Origin of the sequence: Neptuniibacter sp. QD48_11, from assembly GCF_047778095.1 — a bacterium.
Taxonomy (GTDB): domain Bacteria; phylum Pseudomonadota; class Gammaproteobacteria; order Pseudomonadales; family Balneatricaceae; genus Neptuniibacter.
Genome location: NZ_CP180551.1, coordinates 2,103,410 through 2,120,818 on the forward strand (window position 1 = coordinate 2,103,410; position 17,409 = coordinate 2,120,818).

Annotated in this window: 14 protein-coding genes; 6 read left to right on the forward strand and 8 right to left on the reverse strand. The window is 44.8% G+C overall.

All coding sequences use genetic code 11. The annotated features are described in order from the left end of the window. Positions 1–37: 37 nt before the first annotated feature. The 4 genes from prpC to ACMXYU_RS09605 all read right to left on the reverse strand — a co-directional run bounded on the left by prpC (position 38) and on the right by ACMXYU_RS09605 (position 3,860). The gene (gene prpC / locus ACMXYU_RS09590) at positions 38–1,165 is read right to left on the reverse strand and encodes a 2-methylcitrate synthase (protein ID WP_415896018.1); all 1,128 of its coding nucleotides are present in this window, start codon (positions 1,163–1,165) and stop codon (positions 38–40) included. 85 nt (positions 1,166–1,250) lie between these two features. Continuing rightward, entirely contained in the window at positions 1,251–2,144 is an 894-nt protein-coding gene (gene prpB, locus ACMXYU_RS09595; protein ID WP_415887839.1) for a methylisocitrate lyase, read from the reverse strand. After that, positions 2,134–2,850, reverse strand: a complete 717-nt coding sequence (locus tag ACMXYU_RS09600; protein ID WP_415881527.1) for a GntR family transcriptional regulator — start codon at positions 2,848–2,850, stop codon at positions 2,134–2,136. Before ACMXYU_RS09600 ends, prpB begins: the two co-directional genes overlap by 11 nt. 140 nt (positions 2,851–2,990) lie before the next feature. Next, positions 2,991–3,860, reverse strand: coding sequence for an alpha/beta fold hydrolase (locus ACMXYU_RS09605; RefSeq protein ID WP_415881528.1), 870 nt, complete (start codon positions 3,858–3,860; stop codon positions 2,991–2,993). A 237-nt stretch (positions 3,861–4,097) separates the two neighbouring features. Between ACMXYU_RS09605 and pabB the strand changes: the two genes are divergently transcribed. The 3 genes from pabB to ACMXYU_RS09620 all read left to right on the forward strand — a co-directional run bounded on the left by pabB (position 4,098) and on the right by ACMXYU_RS09620 (position 6,881). After that, a complete protein-coding gene (gene pabB, locus ACMXYU_RS09610) occupies positions 4,098–5,429 on the forward strand; it encodes an aminodeoxychorismate synthase component I (RefSeq protein ID WP_415898473.1) in 1,332 nt (443 codons plus the stop codon). A 13-nt stretch (positions 5,430–5,442) separates the two neighbouring features. Continuing rightward, positions 5,443–5,904 carry a cyclic nucleotide-binding domain-containing protein gene (locus ACMXYU_RS09615; RefSeq protein WP_415891765.1) on the forward strand — a complete coding sequence of 154 codons (462 nt, stop codon included), beginning with the start codon at positions 5,443–5,445 and terminating at the stop codon, positions 5,902–5,904. 68 nt (positions 5,905–5,972) lie between these two features. After that, positions 5,973–6,881 (forward strand): hypothetical protein, encoded by a 909-nt coding sequence (locus ACMXYU_RS09620; protein ID WP_415898474.1) that lies wholly within the window; start codon positions 5,973–5,975, stop codon positions 6,879–6,881. Here the strand turns inward: ACMXYU_RS09620 and ACMXYU_RS09625 are convergent. The 3 genes from ACMXYU_RS09625 to panD form a co-directional block, all read right to left on the reverse strand. Continuing rightward, on the reverse strand, positions 6,853–8,034 hold the full coding sequence (locus tag ACMXYU_RS09625) for an HD domain-containing phosphohydrolase (RefSeq protein WP_415898475.1): 1,182 nt from the start codon (positions 8,032–8,034) through the stop codon (positions 6,853–6,855). The two genes, ACMXYU_RS09620 and ACMXYU_RS09625, sit on opposite strands and share 29 nt — an antisense overlap. A gap of 155 nt (positions 8,035–8,189) precedes the next feature. Further along, a complete protein-coding gene (thrH, locus tag ACMXYU_RS09630) occupies positions 8,190–8,807 on the reverse strand; it encodes a bifunctional phosphoserine phosphatase/homoserine phosphotransferase ThrH (protein WP_415887833.1) in 618 nt (205 codons plus the stop codon). A 229-nt stretch (positions 8,808–9,036) separates the two neighbouring features. Next, the gene (gene panD / locus ACMXYU_RS09635; RefSeq protein ID WP_415898476.1) at positions 9,037–9,471 is read right to left on the reverse strand and encodes an aspartate 1-decarboxylase; all 435 of its coding nucleotides are present in this window, start codon (positions 9,469–9,471) and stop codon (positions 9,037–9,039) included. A gap of 566 nt (positions 9,472–10,037) precedes the next feature. Here panD and metH point away from each other — a divergent pair. Continuing rightward, positions 10,038–13,688, forward strand: coding sequence for a methionine synthase (gene metH, locus ACMXYU_RS09640; protein WP_415901111.1), 3,651 nt, complete (start codon positions 10,038–10,040; stop codon positions 13,686–13,688). A 212-nt stretch (positions 13,689–13,900) separates the two neighbouring features. Next, entirely contained in the window at positions 13,901–14,707 is an 807-nt protein-coding gene (locus tag ACMXYU_RS09645) for a transporter substrate-binding domain-containing protein (protein ID WP_415898477.1), read from the forward strand. A gap of 502 nt (positions 14,708–15,209) precedes the next feature. Here ACMXYU_RS09645 and ACMXYU_RS09650 read toward each other — a convergent pair. Continuing rightward, complete coding sequence (locus ACMXYU_RS09650; RefSeq protein WP_415898478.1) at positions 15,210–15,428, reverse strand: addiction module protein; 219 nt, start codon at positions 15,426–15,428, stop codon at positions 15,210–15,212. 328 nt (positions 15,429–15,756) lie between these two features. Between ACMXYU_RS09650 and ACMXYU_RS09655 the strand changes: the two genes are divergently transcribed. Next, positions 15,757–17,328, forward strand: a complete 1,572-nt coding sequence (locus tag ACMXYU_RS09655; RefSeq protein ID WP_415898479.1) for an inorganic phosphate transporter — start codon at positions 15,757–15,759, stop codon at positions 17,326–17,328. Positions 17,329–17,409 lie beyond the last annotated feature (81 nt).

Sequence of the window (17,409 nt, forward strand, 5' to 3'; positions counted from 1 at the left end):
CCGGCTGATAGCTCAAACCGCTGTCTACTGTCGTCTCTTATGGACGATCTTCGATAGCAACCCAATCAGCCGTTTCTGGACCAGTGTAGTCAGCAGATGGACGGATGATACGGTTGTTAGCGCGCTGCTCCATTACGTGAGCAGTCCAACCTGCCGCACGAGAACAAACGAAGATAGGTGTAAATAGCTTCGTAGGAATTCCCATGAAGTTGTATGCAGATGCATGGAAGAAGTCTGCGTTACAGAACAACTTCTTCTCGCGCCACATAACTGCTTCAACTCGCTCAGAAACTGCGTACAGGTGAGTATCACCAACCTGCTCAGATAGCTTCTTAGACCACTCTTTGATGATCGCATTACGTGGGTCAGACTCGCGGTAGATCGCGTGACCGAAGCCCATGATCTTGTCTTTACGCGCCAACATACCCATGATCGCTTCTTCAGCTTCATCCGCAGATTTCCACTGCTCAACCATATCCATTGCCGCTTCATTAGCACCGCCGTGAAGAGGACCACGAAGGGAACCAATTGCAGCAGTCACACAGCTATGAATATCAGATAGCGTTGATGCACATACACGCGCAGTGAATGTAGACGCGTTGAATTCGTGCTCAGCGTAAAGGATCAAAGACGCGTGCATTACTTCAACGTGTAGCGGCTCAGGCTTCTCGTTGTGAAGTGTCCATAGGAACTGCTCAGCAATAGAATCTGCATCAGTTTCAACGTTTACACGTACGCCGTTGTGGCTGAAGTTGTACCAGTAGTTGATCATGCCAGGGAAGACTGCAAGCATGCGATCGATGTGATCGTGCTGCTCAGAGAAATCTTTCTCTTCTTCTAAGTTACCCAACATAGAGCAACCTGTACGCATCACGTCCATTGGGTGCGCTTCAGCAGGAATCTGTTCTAGAACTGTTTTTAGTGCTTCTGGCAGAGCACGCATACCTTTTAGCTTAGCTTTGTATGCATCTAGCTCAGCCTGATTTGGCAGTTTTCCGTAAAGTAGAAGATAAGCAACTTCTTCAAACTGCGCTTTATCAGATAGTTCTTTGATATCGTAACCACGGTAAGTCAGACCTGAACCTGTTTTACCTACAGTACATAATGCCGTTTCACCTGCAGACTGACCACGTAGACCAGCACCACCCAGTTTTTTGTCGACCATGATTATGCTCCTGTTTCCTATCTATGCGGGTTCTGCGACCCGCTTGCTAAAATCAATTAAGTAAGGCGTAAAATAAAAATAGCGCTTACTTGTTCTTACCTTCTGCGAACAATGCATCCAACTTCTGCTCGAAGTCGTGATAATTCAAGAAATCGTAAAGTTCCATACGTGTTTGCATAGTGTCGACAACCGCTTTTTGATCACCATCTTTTAGAAGGTGCTCGTATACATTAAGGGCTGCCTTATTAGCTGCGCGGAATGCAGACAGTGGGTATAGCACCATGCTTGCACCGTGTTCAGCCAATTCATCTTTATTGAATAGTGGCGTAGCACCAAACTCAGTGATGTTAGCCAATAGATGCGCACCATTGATGCCATCAGAAAACGCTTTGTAATCATCTAGCGTGTGCACTGCTTCTGCGAAGATGCCATCTGCACCTGCTTCTAAACATGCTTGTGCGCGCTCAACTGCAGCATTCAGACCTTCCATCTGGAAAGCATCTGTACGTGCTACAACAAAGAAGTCGTCATCAGTTTTGGCATCAACCGCTGCTTTAACACGATCAACCATCTCTTCAAGCGTAACAATCTCTTTGTTTGGACGGTGACCACAACGCTTTTGTGCTACCTGATCTTCAATGTGAACTGCAGCCGCACCTGCTTTGATCATCTCTTTAACTGTGCGTGCAATGTTAAAAGCACCACCCCATCCCGTATCAATATCAACCATCAGCGGAGTTTCTACTGCGCTGGTAATACGGCTTACATCTGCTAGAACATCATTCATTGATGTCATGCCTAGGTCAGGCAAACCGTATGAGTGGTTAGCGACACCACCACCAGATAAGTAAATTGCTTTATGACCTACACGTTCAGCCATCATGGCGTGATATGCGTTAGTCGTACCTACAATCTGAAGTGGGTTTGTTTCAGCTAGTGCTTTACGAAAACGTGCACCGGCAGACAGGTTATTGGACATGTTCTTCCCCTCTGGTTTCGGTCGCTGCGTTCAGTTTCTCTTCCACGTTTCGGCGTGCTGCACCTATATGTCGGCGCATGAGCATTTCAGCCAATTCCGGATCACGAGATTCAATCGCGTCTACAATCTGGCGGTGCTCTTTAAGTGCACGTTTTGGTCGTGAACTAGAGACACTGAACTGGTATCTGTACATTCGTACTAAGTGATATAGATCCCCGCCTAAAAATTCGAGCAGCTTCTCATTTTTGCTGCCGTGAACAATGCGGTAGTGAAAATCCAGATCACCCTCTTTTTGGAAATACGATCGGCCCTCTAGCTGTTCGACACTCTGTTCATGCTCATCTAATAGAGCACGCAGGCTATCGATTTCGTCTTGAGGCATATTCTCTGCTGCTAAGCGGCAGGCCATACCTTCAAGTGCTTCGCGGACACGATATATTTCAATAAGTTCTTTTGCCGACAGATTAACAACCCGCGCACCGACATGAGGCTTACGCTCAACTAACCTTAGCGCTTCCAAACGACGCATCGCTTCTCGCAATGGCCCACGGCTAATGCCGTATGTTTTGGCTAGCTCAGGCTCGCTGATCTTCTGACCGGGAGGAATATCCCCCACCACAATCGCAGTTACAATTTGTTCGCAAACGCGATCGGCCAATGTGCGCGTTTCTTGTTGAAACGCTTTATTGTCTGTTTTATCAGTCATAACAACCCTTGATTGAAGATTGTCGACAATCTTGAACTGAGACCAAGATACTCCTGCTAAATTGAGCCGTCAACTCGAAATAGCGAAAAGATTGTCAACACAATACAAAAGTTTAAGGGTTTTACCTTATCACTTCGTAATTATTTGTTAGTTATATAACGCTGTAACTCATCATTCATCACTCGCGCGATCTGGCGCGGCTTTTGAAACGGTAACGAATGATCAGTTCCAGCCATCAAAAAGTAGTGCCAATTAGGCAGACGCTCCGCCAGCTCTCGCTGGTACTGGTGCATAAGGTCGACACTGTTACCACCTATAAAGCTGGTCACATCACCTTGCGCCGCCACTAATTCTTCTCTATCTATCTGCTTTACTGCCTGTGTTACGCAGTCCAAAGCATTCGCAAAACCCTCAGGTCGTGCCCCTAATCTGCTGACAGTTAACTTTTCTACTTGCGGTGAAACTTTACGATTAGGCGAGATCGCGTCTAAAAAGTTAACAATACCCTTCTCTACCTGCACAGAACCTCTAAGATTCAGCGCCGCCTCCGAGAATTGGTTACGTAGCTCTATGGTGGTTTCCCAGCAAGGACGATCTAGCACCGCCGATTCCAATAGATACTGCTTACCAACACGATCAGAGTGCTGCTGTTTAAACAGCAGCGAGATTAAGCCACCTAAGGAATAACCTGCTAAATCAAACTGCCACCAGCCTAAGTGATCAACTAAGGCATTTAAGTCTGCAACCAGCTCCTGCGCTGCAAAGGGGTGTTCTTTCTTATCGGGGAAATAGGTATCACCCATGCCTCTTTGGTCAGGCACTAACACCTCAGACCATTGAGTTAAAAATGCAGTGATATGCTCCCAAGTATCAACCCCAGCAACACCTGCACCATGCAGTAAGACCAGCCTTCTGGAAGGCTTAATATCAGGATTTCGATAGATTCGATAAACAATATGCTGATCAGGCAAAGTAAGGCTTTGCTTATCAACACTAAAAGGATGCTTCATGTAGCAACAATACTCTTAATGCTTTAATAGATTTAATCTCATTCTAGCTGAACAGAGTAACCAAACCAGCATTTTGTCGACAATCTTTGGTATGAACGAAAAACAAGCAACGATTTTTAAAGGTTTTCAGTTGTTTTCACTTATTTCGTTGCGACAAAGCCTTTCACATAGACAGTTCCAATGGGGTTACATACAATTCACACACTTCATTCAATAACTAAGAATTAAGCCAGTTCATTGATCACCCAACGTTCTGTTCCGTATTTAGCTAACAGTGAAATTTACTTTGAGCGCCTTCGCCCTCTAGGTAATGCTGTATTTCTTGATAGTGGTCGCCCTAACTGTCCATGGGGACGGTTCGACATCATCGCGGCTGCACCGGTTGAAACCTTGAGCATGAATGCAGATCAACCTGCATTTGATGCACTACAAGATCTGTACAACCGCTATCAAAACCCGCAAGCGAAACAAGCAGACCTGCCCTTCCAAGGCGGTATCATCGGTCACTTTGCTTATGATCTGGGTCGATCCGTTGAAAACATGCCGGCGAAGGCAGAAGATTTTGCATCCCTACCCGACATGCAAGTAGGCATGTACCTATGGGGTTTAGTGGTTGATCACCATAAAGAGCAAGCTTACCTCGTTGCCGATCATCGCGTATCTAAAGAGCAACTCGACCAGATCGAACTGCAACTGACTCGAGCAACAACCTCGCCAAACGCTGATTTCCAGCTTGATAAAGCCTTTAGCGCCAATATCACTGAAGCGGAATATCAACAGAAGCTTGAGCAGATAGATAACTACATCCATGCTGGCGACTGTTATCAGGTTAACTTTGCTCAACGCTTTAATAGCAGCTATCAAGGCGACAGCTGGGAAGCCTATAAAAAGCTAAGAACCCATGCGCCAACACCCTATTCTGCTTACATCGATTTGGGTGAGCAGCAAATTCTGTCTCTATCCCCTGAGCAGTTCTTAGAAACTAAAGACGGGGTAGTAACGACTAAGCCGATCAAAGGTACGCGACCACGCTCATCTGATACGGCAGAAGATCAACTCCTCAAACAGGAACTTAGCGATTCACTTAAAGATCGCGCAGAGAATCTTATGATCGTCGATCTGATGCGCAACGATCTTAGTAAGGTCTGTCAGCATAACTCTGTAAAAGTACCTAAGCTCTTCAACATTGAGAGCTACGCCAATGTGCATCACAAAGTCAGCACAGTCACTGGCTACTTAAGTTCCGATTACTCGCCGATTGCTCTACTAAAACATTGCTTCCCTGGTGGCTCTATTACCGGCGCTCCAAAGATAAGAGCAATGGAGATTATCGAGGAACTAGAACCGCATCGTCGTTCTATCTACTGCGGGTCTATCGGCTATATCAGCCTATGCGGTCGAATGGACACCAGCATTACTATTCGCACCCTGCTTTGCGAAAACAATCAGATTTTCTGCTGGGCGGGTGGCGGGATTGTCGCAGACTCTGTTTCGTCCATGGAATATCAAGAAACCTTCGACAAAGTGAATAACTTGCTCCAATGCTTGGAAGCGACTATTCCTAACTAGAAGGAGTATATCTATGGCTAAAAACAAGACGCTCAGTAAAGAAAGTGCTCTAGCCATTCTGGATAAAGTGGCTTTATTCGACGATATGAACCGCAAGGACAAACAGCTTCTTGCTCAGTTTCATTGGTATTTCGTTGCTTACAAAACCGGAGATTATCTAACCGATGAAGACTCACTAGATAAACGCTTTTTTATCCTTTTGAGCGGCGGTGTCAATGTACTAAAAGGTACTTCTCAGCAACTAATAACCCAACTTTCACCTGGCGAGATAATTGGTGAGATATCTTTCTTAACCAATGAACCTCGAACAGCTAGTGTTATCGCTAATACAGACAGCACGGCGCTTGTTATCGACCAAGAATTGCTGGATGAGCTTCCGATAGAAACTAGAGAGAAACTCAAGGACCAATTGATCCTAAAGATGGCACTTCGTTTAAACCGAATGAACAATCGATTCGCACTGAGTCAGACCTAGCTAAATTTAACCTACATATCCCAATAGATTGCCTATACTTGAACTGTCGTGTTCCAAAAGGAATTACTATGCAGCGCAGCAGGCTATTATCAATCTCACTACTAATGTTTTATTTGGCTAGCCCTTATGCTGCTGTAGCCGATAAGCACCCATCAAAAATATCGACCAACGAAAAACCGATCATCGTATGGGCCAGAACCGATTTTGCTCCCGTATTCATCCTAAAAGGCAAATACAGCAATCAAGGTATCGGCGATGAAGCAATCAAGCTATTTAAGCGAAAGTTAAAACATTATCGTCATATCAGTAGCGATATGAGCCTAAAGCGCGCAATGCAGTTAGCTAAAGAGGGACAGATGATCTGCCATGTATCTTTAGTTAATTCGAAAGAAAGACAAAAATTTATGGATTTTAGTCAGCCATTAATGCGCTTGTACGCAAATGGCTTAGTGACCACAAAAGGAGCTCTACATAAATTTGGCGTCAGTGCAGACAAAATTAACCCTGTTAACCTTAACAGTTTAACCAAAAAGCCCCTTTCTATTAGCATTCATGATGCAAGAGCCTACTCTGCATACATCGACGAAATCATTCAAAAGAATAAAACTAAGCCAAATAGCATCTTTAAAGTTAAAACAGGCCAAAAAGATCAGGAAAGACTTATTCAGATGGTGCAGAACCATCGGTTAGACGCAATGATCGGTAGGCCTGAAGAAGCACAGTTTAGCAAGTTAGAGCACGATATTAGTGAAGATCTATATTTTGTTCCGCTTGAAGGCCAACCAGTAACAAGCATGGGGCACGTAGGATGTGCCAAAGGAGACTGGAATAAAGCGCTGATAAGCACGCTCAATCAGATGATCGAAAAAGATGAAGAGTTAAAAACAACCATCTATGAGTCCTACCAAAAATGGCTTCCTTCACAACTCAGGACTACCCGCGAAGCATTTAACTACCCGCTAGTTCCTCAGCCGTAGCAAGATCATTTTCAGCAATAAGATCGCTCATGGAATGAAGCATCAAATCAGCACTGGATGGGAACACATCTTCCAGCTTGAAAGAGATCCTTTCAAACATATCCTGTAGATCCAAAAACGCATCCACAACTGCTGGATCAAAATGGCTACCGCGACCGGAAACAATGACATTAGTCACGCGTTCATGATCAACAGCATTTTTATAAGGCCTGCGTGAGATCATCGCATCATAAACATCAGCCACCGCCATCAAACGTGCAATCAATGGGATGTTTTCACCTTTCAAGCCTTGCGGATAGCCTTCTCCATCCCAGCGCTCGTGATGACTTAAAGTCACTTGCTGAGCCAGCTCCAAAAACTTAACCGCTTTGCCGCTGGATGAACTATCCAGCAACTGTTGAGCCGAAGTTACTGCCTGATAACCTAAAACCGTATGAGTTTTCATCACACGATACTCTTCAGCTGTTAATTCACCCGGTTTTTGAAGGATATGATCTGGAATTCCCACTTTACCGATATCGTGCAGAGCTGAAGTCTTGTAGTACAGCTCAATCGTCTCAGCATCCAGCTCGTCATGATAAGCAGGATTCTTATAAAGGTGCTCAGCTAATGCTTTTACATAGTGCTGAGTTCTAAGAATATGGTTCCCGGTAGAATGGTCACGGATTCTAGCAATCGTCGCCAAACATAAGATAGCCGCATCTTGAACGGCCAATAGTTCTGTGACATCAACTAGATCACCAGCAGGTACTGCACTCGTAGGCACATCTGTTGCTGCACGCGATGTAAAGTTCTGCTTGAGTTTAGCCAAGCTGATATAAGTTTTGCACTTGGCATTTACAACCGATGGAAAAAACGGCGGTCTTAGATAATCAGAACATCCTACTTCGATAGCGAACTCACGGTAATCTTCCTCTGCATTGTTCCAAACTAAAATGACCGGAACATGCAGATGCTCATACTGCTGGATAGCCGTAACTAATTCAGATTCGTCATACTGGCCAACAAGGTCATGATCAAGTAACACTAGATCACTATCTACACACACCTCCCTCAAGCAAGAAGATATTTCCAGTTGATAGTCCTCAGCCAAAATACCAACCAATTGGTCGGATAGAAGAGAATTAGCACTGATAATCTTTGCCAGAGGCATAGGGTAAACACCTTAAATAAGAGGAAGAATAAATCCGGCGCTTAAACGACGACGGGAAATATATTAACAAAAACTAATAAGAAAGGCTTGGGGAGAATGCCTAATCTACTGCCCAATATAGACTTTTTTGAGCAGTAGATTAAGTAGGAAAGAGCTTACAGGCTTAGATCGCGGTTACTTGCCTTGATAAATTCTTTCTTCAGATCTTCGTACGTGTGCACTGCTGGGAACTGAGGGAACTCAGCAATTACATTATCAGGCGCGTGGAACAAGATACCCGCTTCTGCTTGCTTAAGCATAGTTGTATCGTTGTAAGAATCGCCCGCAGAGATTACACGGTAGTTCAACAACTGGAATGCACGAACAGACTGACGCTTAGGATCTTTCTGACGCAAAGTGTAGTCAGTGATACGGCCATCTTCGTCTACTTCTAGCTTGTGACAAAGAAGTGTTGGAAAGCCCAGCTGACGCATTAGCGGCTGAGAGAATTCGTAGAACGTATCAGATAGGATCACAACCTGAAAACGCTCACGCAACCAGTTAACAAACTCAACTGCACCTTCTAGAGGCTCAAGTTTGCTGATAGTTTCTTGAATCTGCGGCAGTTTTAGACCGTGTTCATCAAGAATGCGAAGACGCTGCTGCATTAGCTCGTCGTAACAAGGAATATCACGAGTCGTCGCTTTTAATTCTTCAATACCAGTTTCTTCAGCAAAAGCGATCCAGATTTCTGGGATCAATACCCCTTCAAGGTCAAGACATGCGAGTTCCACGTGTAACTCCTAATATTGTATTTTGGTGTGCTTATTATGTTTGCCTAAGCAATATTCTGGGCGCCAATTTACCCGCAATAGCCCTACCATGCAAGGCGATATTAGGCCTAAAAATTCATACCTCAGTGGGATTCACTACAAACATATAGACAAAAGAAAACCCGCACTCGGCGGGTTTTCTCTAAACAAAAAAGCCACTCAACGGTGAGTGGCTTTTTAAAAATCTTGATCAGATATCTTTCGGCTGAACAGGAATTGCGCGTTTCATACCTGTTAGCACGTTTCGCTGATGAAGCTCTTCATCAGTTGCGCCTACGCCGCCATCTGACTTCGCATTTTCAAAGTAGCAAAGTGTTGGCTGGTGTTCTTCAACCTCTTTGTCGTCCAGTTGAACGTAAGAAGCGATGATCAGTAGATCACCTTTACTTGCTTTATGCGCTGCCGCACCGTTAACAGAGATAATACCGCTGTTCTCTTCTGCACGGATTGCATAAGTAGTAAAGCGTTCGCCATTGTTGATATTGTAAATATGAATTAGTTCATATTCACGAATGCCTGACTTATCAAGCAACACACCATCGATCGCACATGAACCTTCGTAGTGAAGCTCAGCGTGAGTTACTGTTACACGGTGTAGCTTGCACTTTAAGAATGTCTGCAGCATAGACTAAATCCTGCGTTTGCTCATCTTTACCAGGGTTTACCCCGGTTGCCCCCTTTCGCTACTCATCTCAGCTTTTGGCCGAATAAATATGAGTAACACATCAACGCTGTACCTGTTTCTACCCTTTTTAACGGTATGACAGGAAAGCTCGTCCACAAAAAACGGCATTTTAACCAGTATTTTGCGCTGCACATAATACGAAAAACGTCTAAAGGACTGACATTTTTGCCCTTCGAGATATATTCGCACTGCACAAAGGGCGGCTATTCTACCACCATCTGGGAAAATATTAAGGGGTTATTGAGCATTCTTTAGCACAAACAGATTTAATACCCGCCCCTCATATAGGACCCAATACTAAAGACATAGCTAAATTAGTGCTATTTATTAGCTTTGCTCAGCTCAAATTGAGCGAAGTTCATCAATAGATTAACTTTCCTCACTCCCTTTCTTAACTAATTGATTTACAATAGCGACCTTATTCTAGTAGTCGCTGATTTAGGTATTTAACTGTGACCGATAAAACTTTGATTGAAACGCTTTCAGAGAGCCTTAAAAAACGCATTATGATTCTGGATGGTGGTATGGGCACCATGATTCAGGATTACAAGCTTGAAGAAGCGGATTACCGCGGCGAGCGTTTCGCAGACTGGCACATTGAAGTCAAAGGTAATAACGACCTTTTGGTACTGACTAAGCCAGATATCATCAAAGCGATTCACAAAGAATACCTCTTGGCCGGTGCTGATATCATCGAGACCAATACCTTCAACGCGACCCAGATCGCTATGGCTGATTACGAGATGGAATCACTCAGCCGTGAGATCAACGTAGAAGCAGCGCGTCTAGCGCGCGAAGCTTGTGACGAAATTACAGCCGAAACCCCGGATCGCCCACGCTATGTAGCAGGTGTGCTTGGCCCAACAAACCGTACTTGTTCTATCTCTCCCGATGTAAACGATCCGGCGTACCGTAACGTTTCCTTTAATGAGCTAGTTGAAGCGTACACAGAATCAATCGACGGATTGATTGAGGGTGGTTCTGACATCATCCTAATCGAAACTATTTTCGATACTCTAAATGCTAAAGCGGCTATCTACGCGGTAGAAACTTACTTCGAAGAAAACGACATCCGTCTGCCAGTGATGATCTCCGGTACGATCACCGATGCATCCGGTCGTACCCTATCCGGTCAAACAACCGAAGCTTTCTGGAACTCCGTTCGCCACGCTAAGCCAATCTCTGTTGGTCTTAACTGTGCCCTAGGTCCTAATGAGTTGCGTCAGTATGTAGAAGAACTGTCTCGTATTTCTGAAACTCACGTTTCTGCTCACCCTAACGCAGGTCTACCAAACGCCTTTGGTGGTTACGATGAAACACCAGAGCAGATGGCTGAAGAGATCGGCGAATGGGCGCAGTCAGGCTTCTTAAACATTATCGGTGGTTGCTGTGGTACGACCCCAGCACACATCAAAGCGATTCGTGAAGCGGCAGAAAAAGCTGAACCGCGTCAGCTTCCTGAACTACCAGTAGAGTGTCGTCTGTCGGGTCTTGAACCTATGAACATTGGCGAAGATACCCTATTCGTTAACGTTGGTGAGCGTACCAACGTTACTGGTTCTGCGATGTTCAAACGTTTGATCAAAGAGCAGGACTACGAAACAGCACTGGATGTTGCTCGCCAACAGGTTGAAAACGGTGCACAGATCATCGATATCAACATGGACGAAGGCATGTTGGATGCTCACGCAGCGATGGTTAAGTTCCTTAACCTAATCGCATCTGAGCCTGACATCGCTTGCGTACCGATCATGATCGACTCCTCTAAGTGGGACGTTATCGAAGCTGGTCTGCAGTGCATCCAAGGTAAAGGTGTTGTTAACTCAATCAGCCTTAAAGAAGGTGAAGAGAACTTTATCGAACAAGCGAAAAAGCTTCGCCGCTACGGTGCCGCTGTAGTGGTAATGGCCTTTGATGAAACAGGTCAGGCCGATACTTACGAGCGTAAGATCGAGATCTGTGAACGCTCCTACCGTGTTCTTGTCGATAAAGTGGGCTATCCACCAGAAGACATCATCTTCGATCCAAACATCTTTGCCGTAGCAACCGGTATCGAAGAGCACAACAACTACGCCGTAGACTTTATTCAAGCAACAGGCTGGATCAAACAGAACCTACCTTACGCGAAGATCTCCGGTGGTGTATCCAACGTATCCTTCTCCTTCCGTGGTAACAACCCGGTACGTGAAGCGATCCACTGTGTGTTCCTTTACCATGCAATTCAGCAAGGCATGGATATGGGTATCGTTAACGCCGGTCAGTTGGCAATCTACGATGATCTTCCAGAAGAACTTCGTTTAGCAGTAGAAGACGTTATCCAGAATACCCGTGAAGACGGCACTGAACGCCTACTGGATATTGCGGAGAAATACCGTGGCGATGGTTCGCAACAAGAAGATACTAAAACGCAAGAGTGGCGCGAGTGGGACGTTAATAAACGTCTTGAGCACGCACTGGTTAAAGGTATCACCGAATTTATCGAAGACGACACAGAAGAAGCACGTCAAAACCACGACCGCCCACTTCATGTAATTGAAGGTCCATTGATGGATGGCATGAGCGTGGTGGGTGACCTGTTCGGTGCCGGTAAGATGTTCCTGCCGCAGGTAGTAAAATCTGCACGTGTAATGAAAAAAGCCGTTGCTTACCTAATGCCGTTTATCGAAGAAGAGAAAGACGGCGCGAGCAGTTCTAACGGTAAGATCGTACTAGCAACCGTTAAAGGTGACGTACACGATATAGGTAAAAACATCGTGGGCGTAGTACTGCAATGTAACAACTACGAGATCATCGACCTTGGCGTAATGGTGCCGGCAGAAACAATCCTGCGTACTGCACGTGAAGAGAACGCTGATCTAATCGGACTGTCTGGTTTGATCACACCATCTCTAGACGAGATGGTTCACGTTGCCAAAGAGATGGAACGTCAGGAATTTAATATTCCTCTACTGATCGGTGGTGCAACTACATCTAAAGCCCACACAGCGGTTAAGATCGATCCGGTATTCCATCGCGATCAAGTAGTCCACGTAACCAACGCATCCCGAGCAGTAAACGTTGCTTCTAGCCTGCTAGGTGAGAAGAAAGAAGGTTACGTAAAAGAGATTCAAGAAGAGTACCAAGCGGTACGTGATCGTCACGCTGCCCGTATGAACGACAAGCGTCGTGTCACACTTGAAGCAGCACGTGAAAACAAATACCAGATCGAGTGGGATAACTACACTCCACCAGCACCGCTAAAACCGGGCATTCATGTATTTGATGATATCGCCCTAAGCGATATTCAAGAGTACTTCGACTGGACGCCGTTCTTCCACTCGTGGGAGCTAGCGGGTCGTTACCCTCGCATCCTAAATGACGAGATCATCGGTGAAGAAGCGACTCGCCTATTTGCAGATGCTCAAGCGATGCTAAAAGACTTGGTTGATCAGAAACTACTAACCGCTAAAGCGGTTGTTGGAATCTTCCCAGCGAACAGCGTTAACCACGACGATATTGAGCTATACACAGATGAAAGCCGCAGCGAAGTACTGATGCAGCTACATCACCTGCGTCAGCAAACTGAAAAAGTCGCTGGCAAAGCTAATATGTGTCTAACCGACTTCGTAGCGCCAAAAGAAACTGGCAAGCAAGATTACCTTGGTGCCTTTGCGGTCACTGCAGGTCATGGCTGTGATGAATTGGTAGAGAAATACGAAGCGGACCACGATGACTACAACTCCATCATGGTTAAAGCTCTGGCAGACCGTTTTGCCGAAGCCCTAGCTGAGATGATGCACGATAAAGTTCGTAAAGAGATCTGGGGTTACGCATCGGACGAGCAGCTATCCAACGAAGATCTGATCGCCGAGAAATACAAAGGCATCCGCCCTGCGCCAGGTTACCCTGCGTGCCCAGAGCACACAGAGAAAGGCCTGCTTTGGGAACTGCTAGACGTTGAGAAGAACACTGGCATGACCATCACCGACTCTTACGCAATGCTGCCAACAGCAGCGGTAAGCGGCTTCTACTTCAGCCATCCTGAATCACAATACTTCGGTGTTGCGAAAATCAGCGAAGACCAAGTAGAAAGCTACGCGAAGCGTAAAGGTATGGAGATGTCAGAAGCTGAGCGCTGGTTGGCACCTAACTTGGGTTATGAGCCTGAGGAGGGGTAGCGCCGGAGGCGTTTAGAACGCCACTTCGTGGCTACTAGTTTTAGAGGCTAGTTGCTAGAAAAAAAACCGAACCTTTTGGGTTCGGTTTTTTTATATTTGATGAACTCACCTGGCCATTAATAAGAATGAAAAATAGTCCCTATAATCTTTTATTCTTCACTTCACACTTCAGCTACAATTAGTAGACATGCCCCTTTGGAGAAGCCATAAAAGTGAATGCAGTAGATTCGATAAAAGGGAGTAAGTCTCTAAAAGCTAGTAAAAGCCTCACAAGCATTTTAGCTCTTCTATTTTTATTAATGCCCCTATCAGGCCTGGCTAATGAAGATGACCCAATTCTTTGTGGTATGGCCATTGGCTATCCCCCTTTTCAGTATTTAGAACAGAATAAATACTCCGGGATTGATGTTGACGTCATAAAATTGATTGCGAAAAGGGGAAATCTCAATTTATCGATTAAACATGGTCATTGGGACGATATCGTAAGCTTACTTCGCTTTTCTGAATTGGATTGCGTAATAGGCATGGAGATAAATGAATTGCGGCTAAAATACTTTGACTTCTCTTACCCCTACTACAATCGCTATACCGCAATTTTTGTTAAAGCAGACAGAACTGATCTAACTGAAGTAAATGATTTATATGGTCAGATAATATCGGGCGATAGACACTCTCTAATCGAAAACAATTGGACGAATCAACGTGTTAGAGATTCTTTCAGAATAATGCAAACTGATAGTAAGAGAGAGTCCATGAACTTACTCAATAAAGACTTAATTGCTGCAGCAATTATGCCTCGTTCAGTAGGGTATTACTTAGCAAAAGATATAGGGATTAGAGTTAAGATTATAGAACTAAGTGAACAAGGAGCTCCGGTTGGTATATCCGTAAAAAAGGGTAACTCAGAGCTATTAAACGCTCTAAATAGGAATTTACATCAGCTTATAAAGGAGGGTGAAATAGATAAACTTTTTTCAACATACCAAAGAGATCTGACGTACCTCGAACCGGAAAATTAAAAGGGTAAAAGTGGTTACTGTGATTAAGCGCAATACTAACCACTATCAGTTGTTGTAACTACCAATCACTAGATACAGCATAACAATGGGATTAGGTCTTGCATTGTGCAGAACTTGCTGATTTTTGGTCCACTACCAAATAGCCTACATCAAAACATATTAAAGGCTTCAAAGTAAAAAATTTATTCCCAACCTATACACCTTTCCGCTCCTCCCAATACCCCGGCTTTTGCCGGTTATGCATAACAGCCAAGACCAAAATGACTTCTGTAGATGGGGTATAGATGACTGAAAAAGGGAATTTATTTAGAAGGAACCGACGTGTTCTTGCACTAAAAACAGGCCACGTAATTGGTTGTTCTCGGATAAGCCTAAATGAATATTCAAGCTAGATAAGAAAGTCATCGCCTAACCCTTGGGCTTGCTCTTCATACCATTGGTATGCAGTTCTGACTTCTTGGCTCACATCCGGGTGAAATTTGATCTCTGGCATCCTAGCCCTTTACTTTACCTGCTGTTTTATCTCTTCCCAAGATATCGCTTTAGCTTCGCCAGATAACAAAGCATCATGACGCTTTTCAACTAATTCTTTCCAAGCTTGCTCAGAACCCTCATCCTGTGCCGAATCCAGTGATTCAATCAGACGATGAGCTACAAGCGCCTTCTCCTTTGGGGACAAGGAGTCTATTTCATCAATAACTCTTTCGAATGCAGCTGACATAGAGCCTCCGATTAATTTCTGTTCTCAGTCTAGCATTACAGGATATTCAAAGCACATAGCAAAATATGTTTAACCGGACGGCTGCGGCTAGGAAAAACCATTGCTCCGATCCCCCCTTTAAAAATCTGACTCCCATTTACCAAAAACTCACCTTCTCGGATTTATTTAAAGCCTGTTTTATTGATCTACCCAATGGTTTTAAACCATACAGAAAGTTAAATTTGTTAATCATATATTTCTATTTCGTGACGAACGGAACACTTCGGGGCTACATGATAATTCCTGATAATTCGTCCATTTATTCATGAACCTGAGGAGTAAAACAGAAGTGGATATCAACCAACTCGACAAACTAGAGCAGGCTACACTCTTCGGCAGACCTGAAATCGTCAGGCTGGGCTACGCAATCCTCTTCATTGTAGGGGTCATTATGTACAGTTACTCGACAGTGGGTAACGTTCCAAACGGAATAATGCTTGTTGCAGCGGCCATGATCGGTGGTTATATGGCGATGAATATCGGTGCTAATGATGTGGCAAATAACGTTGGTCCAGCCGTTGGTTCCAAGGCATTATCATTGACCGGTGCCATTATCATTGCTGCAGTTTTCGAAGCTGCGGGGGCTTTACTGGCCGGTGGTGATGTCGTTAGTACGATCAAAAAAGGGATCATTAATCCTGAAATAATTCAGGATGCGGATACGTTTATCTGGCTAATGATGGCCGCCCTTCTCTCTGCGGCTATATGGCTTAATATCGCCACGTCATTAGGTGCACCTGTTTCGACTACCCACTCCATTGTGGGTGGCGTATTAGGTGCCGGTATGGCTGCTGGGGGCGTTGCCGTCGCCAACTGGGACAAAATGGGCATGATTGCCGCCAGCTGGGTTATCTCTCCGGTTATGGGTGGGGTGATTGCAGCCTCCTTCCTTATGTTCATCAAAAAGAACATTACGTATCAAAGCGACATGATTGCCGCAGCGAAAAAATGGGTGCCTATTTTAGTGACTGTCATGGCTTGGGCATTCTCTACTTACCTTGCCCTGAAAGGTCTGAAGAAAATCTGGAAGCTAGACTTTGCCACTGCGGCAATTATTGGTGCAGCAGCAGCGGCTGTCGTCTATGTAATTGTAAAACCCATGATCAAATCTGCTGCCGATAAACTTGAGAACACTAAGGATGCCGTTAACTCTTTATTTACCATTCCTTTGATTTTTGCCGCGGCACTGTTGAGCTTTGCTCATGGTGCGAATGACGTTGCTAATGCGGTTGGCCCGCTTGCAGCCATAAATGATGCCATTATGAGTGGTGAAGTATCTGCCAAGGCCAGTATTCCAATATGGGTAATGATGATTGGTGCCCTTGGTATCGCGCTTGGCTTAGCCTTATACGGTCCGAAACTGATCAAAACGGTAGGTTCTGAAATCACAGAACTCAACCAGATGCGCGCTTTCTCAATCGCAATGGCAGCAGCGATTACCGTAATCATAGCTTCCCAGCTAGGACTACCAGTATCTTCAACCCATATTGCCGTTGGTGGTGTTTTCGGTGTTGGCTTCTTGCGTGAGTATTTGAAAGCCAACTATGCGAAGAAAATCGCAGAGATACACGCACACCATCCAGAAGAAGACGAAGAGAAGGTTCAGCAGTTCATCGATACATTCGAGAATGCGAGCATCGAAGAAAAAGGCCTGCTGCTTAAACAGCTAAAAGAGCACAAAGCGTCTGCTGAACTGAACAAGAAAGAGCGCAAAAGTCTGAAAAAAATCTACCGTACGGAGTTAGTTAAACGTTCGGCATTGTTAAAAATCGCTGCGGCCTGGGTCATCACCGTCCCCGCGGCAGGCATCATGGCAGCCATTCTTTTCTTCACATTACGAGGAATGATGCTAGAAATATAGATATAGCCTATTTTTCAATAAGTTAAATACTCAATGTAATTCTACCTTTTAGACTGGTTATTTTTAAAAATCGAAAGGGGC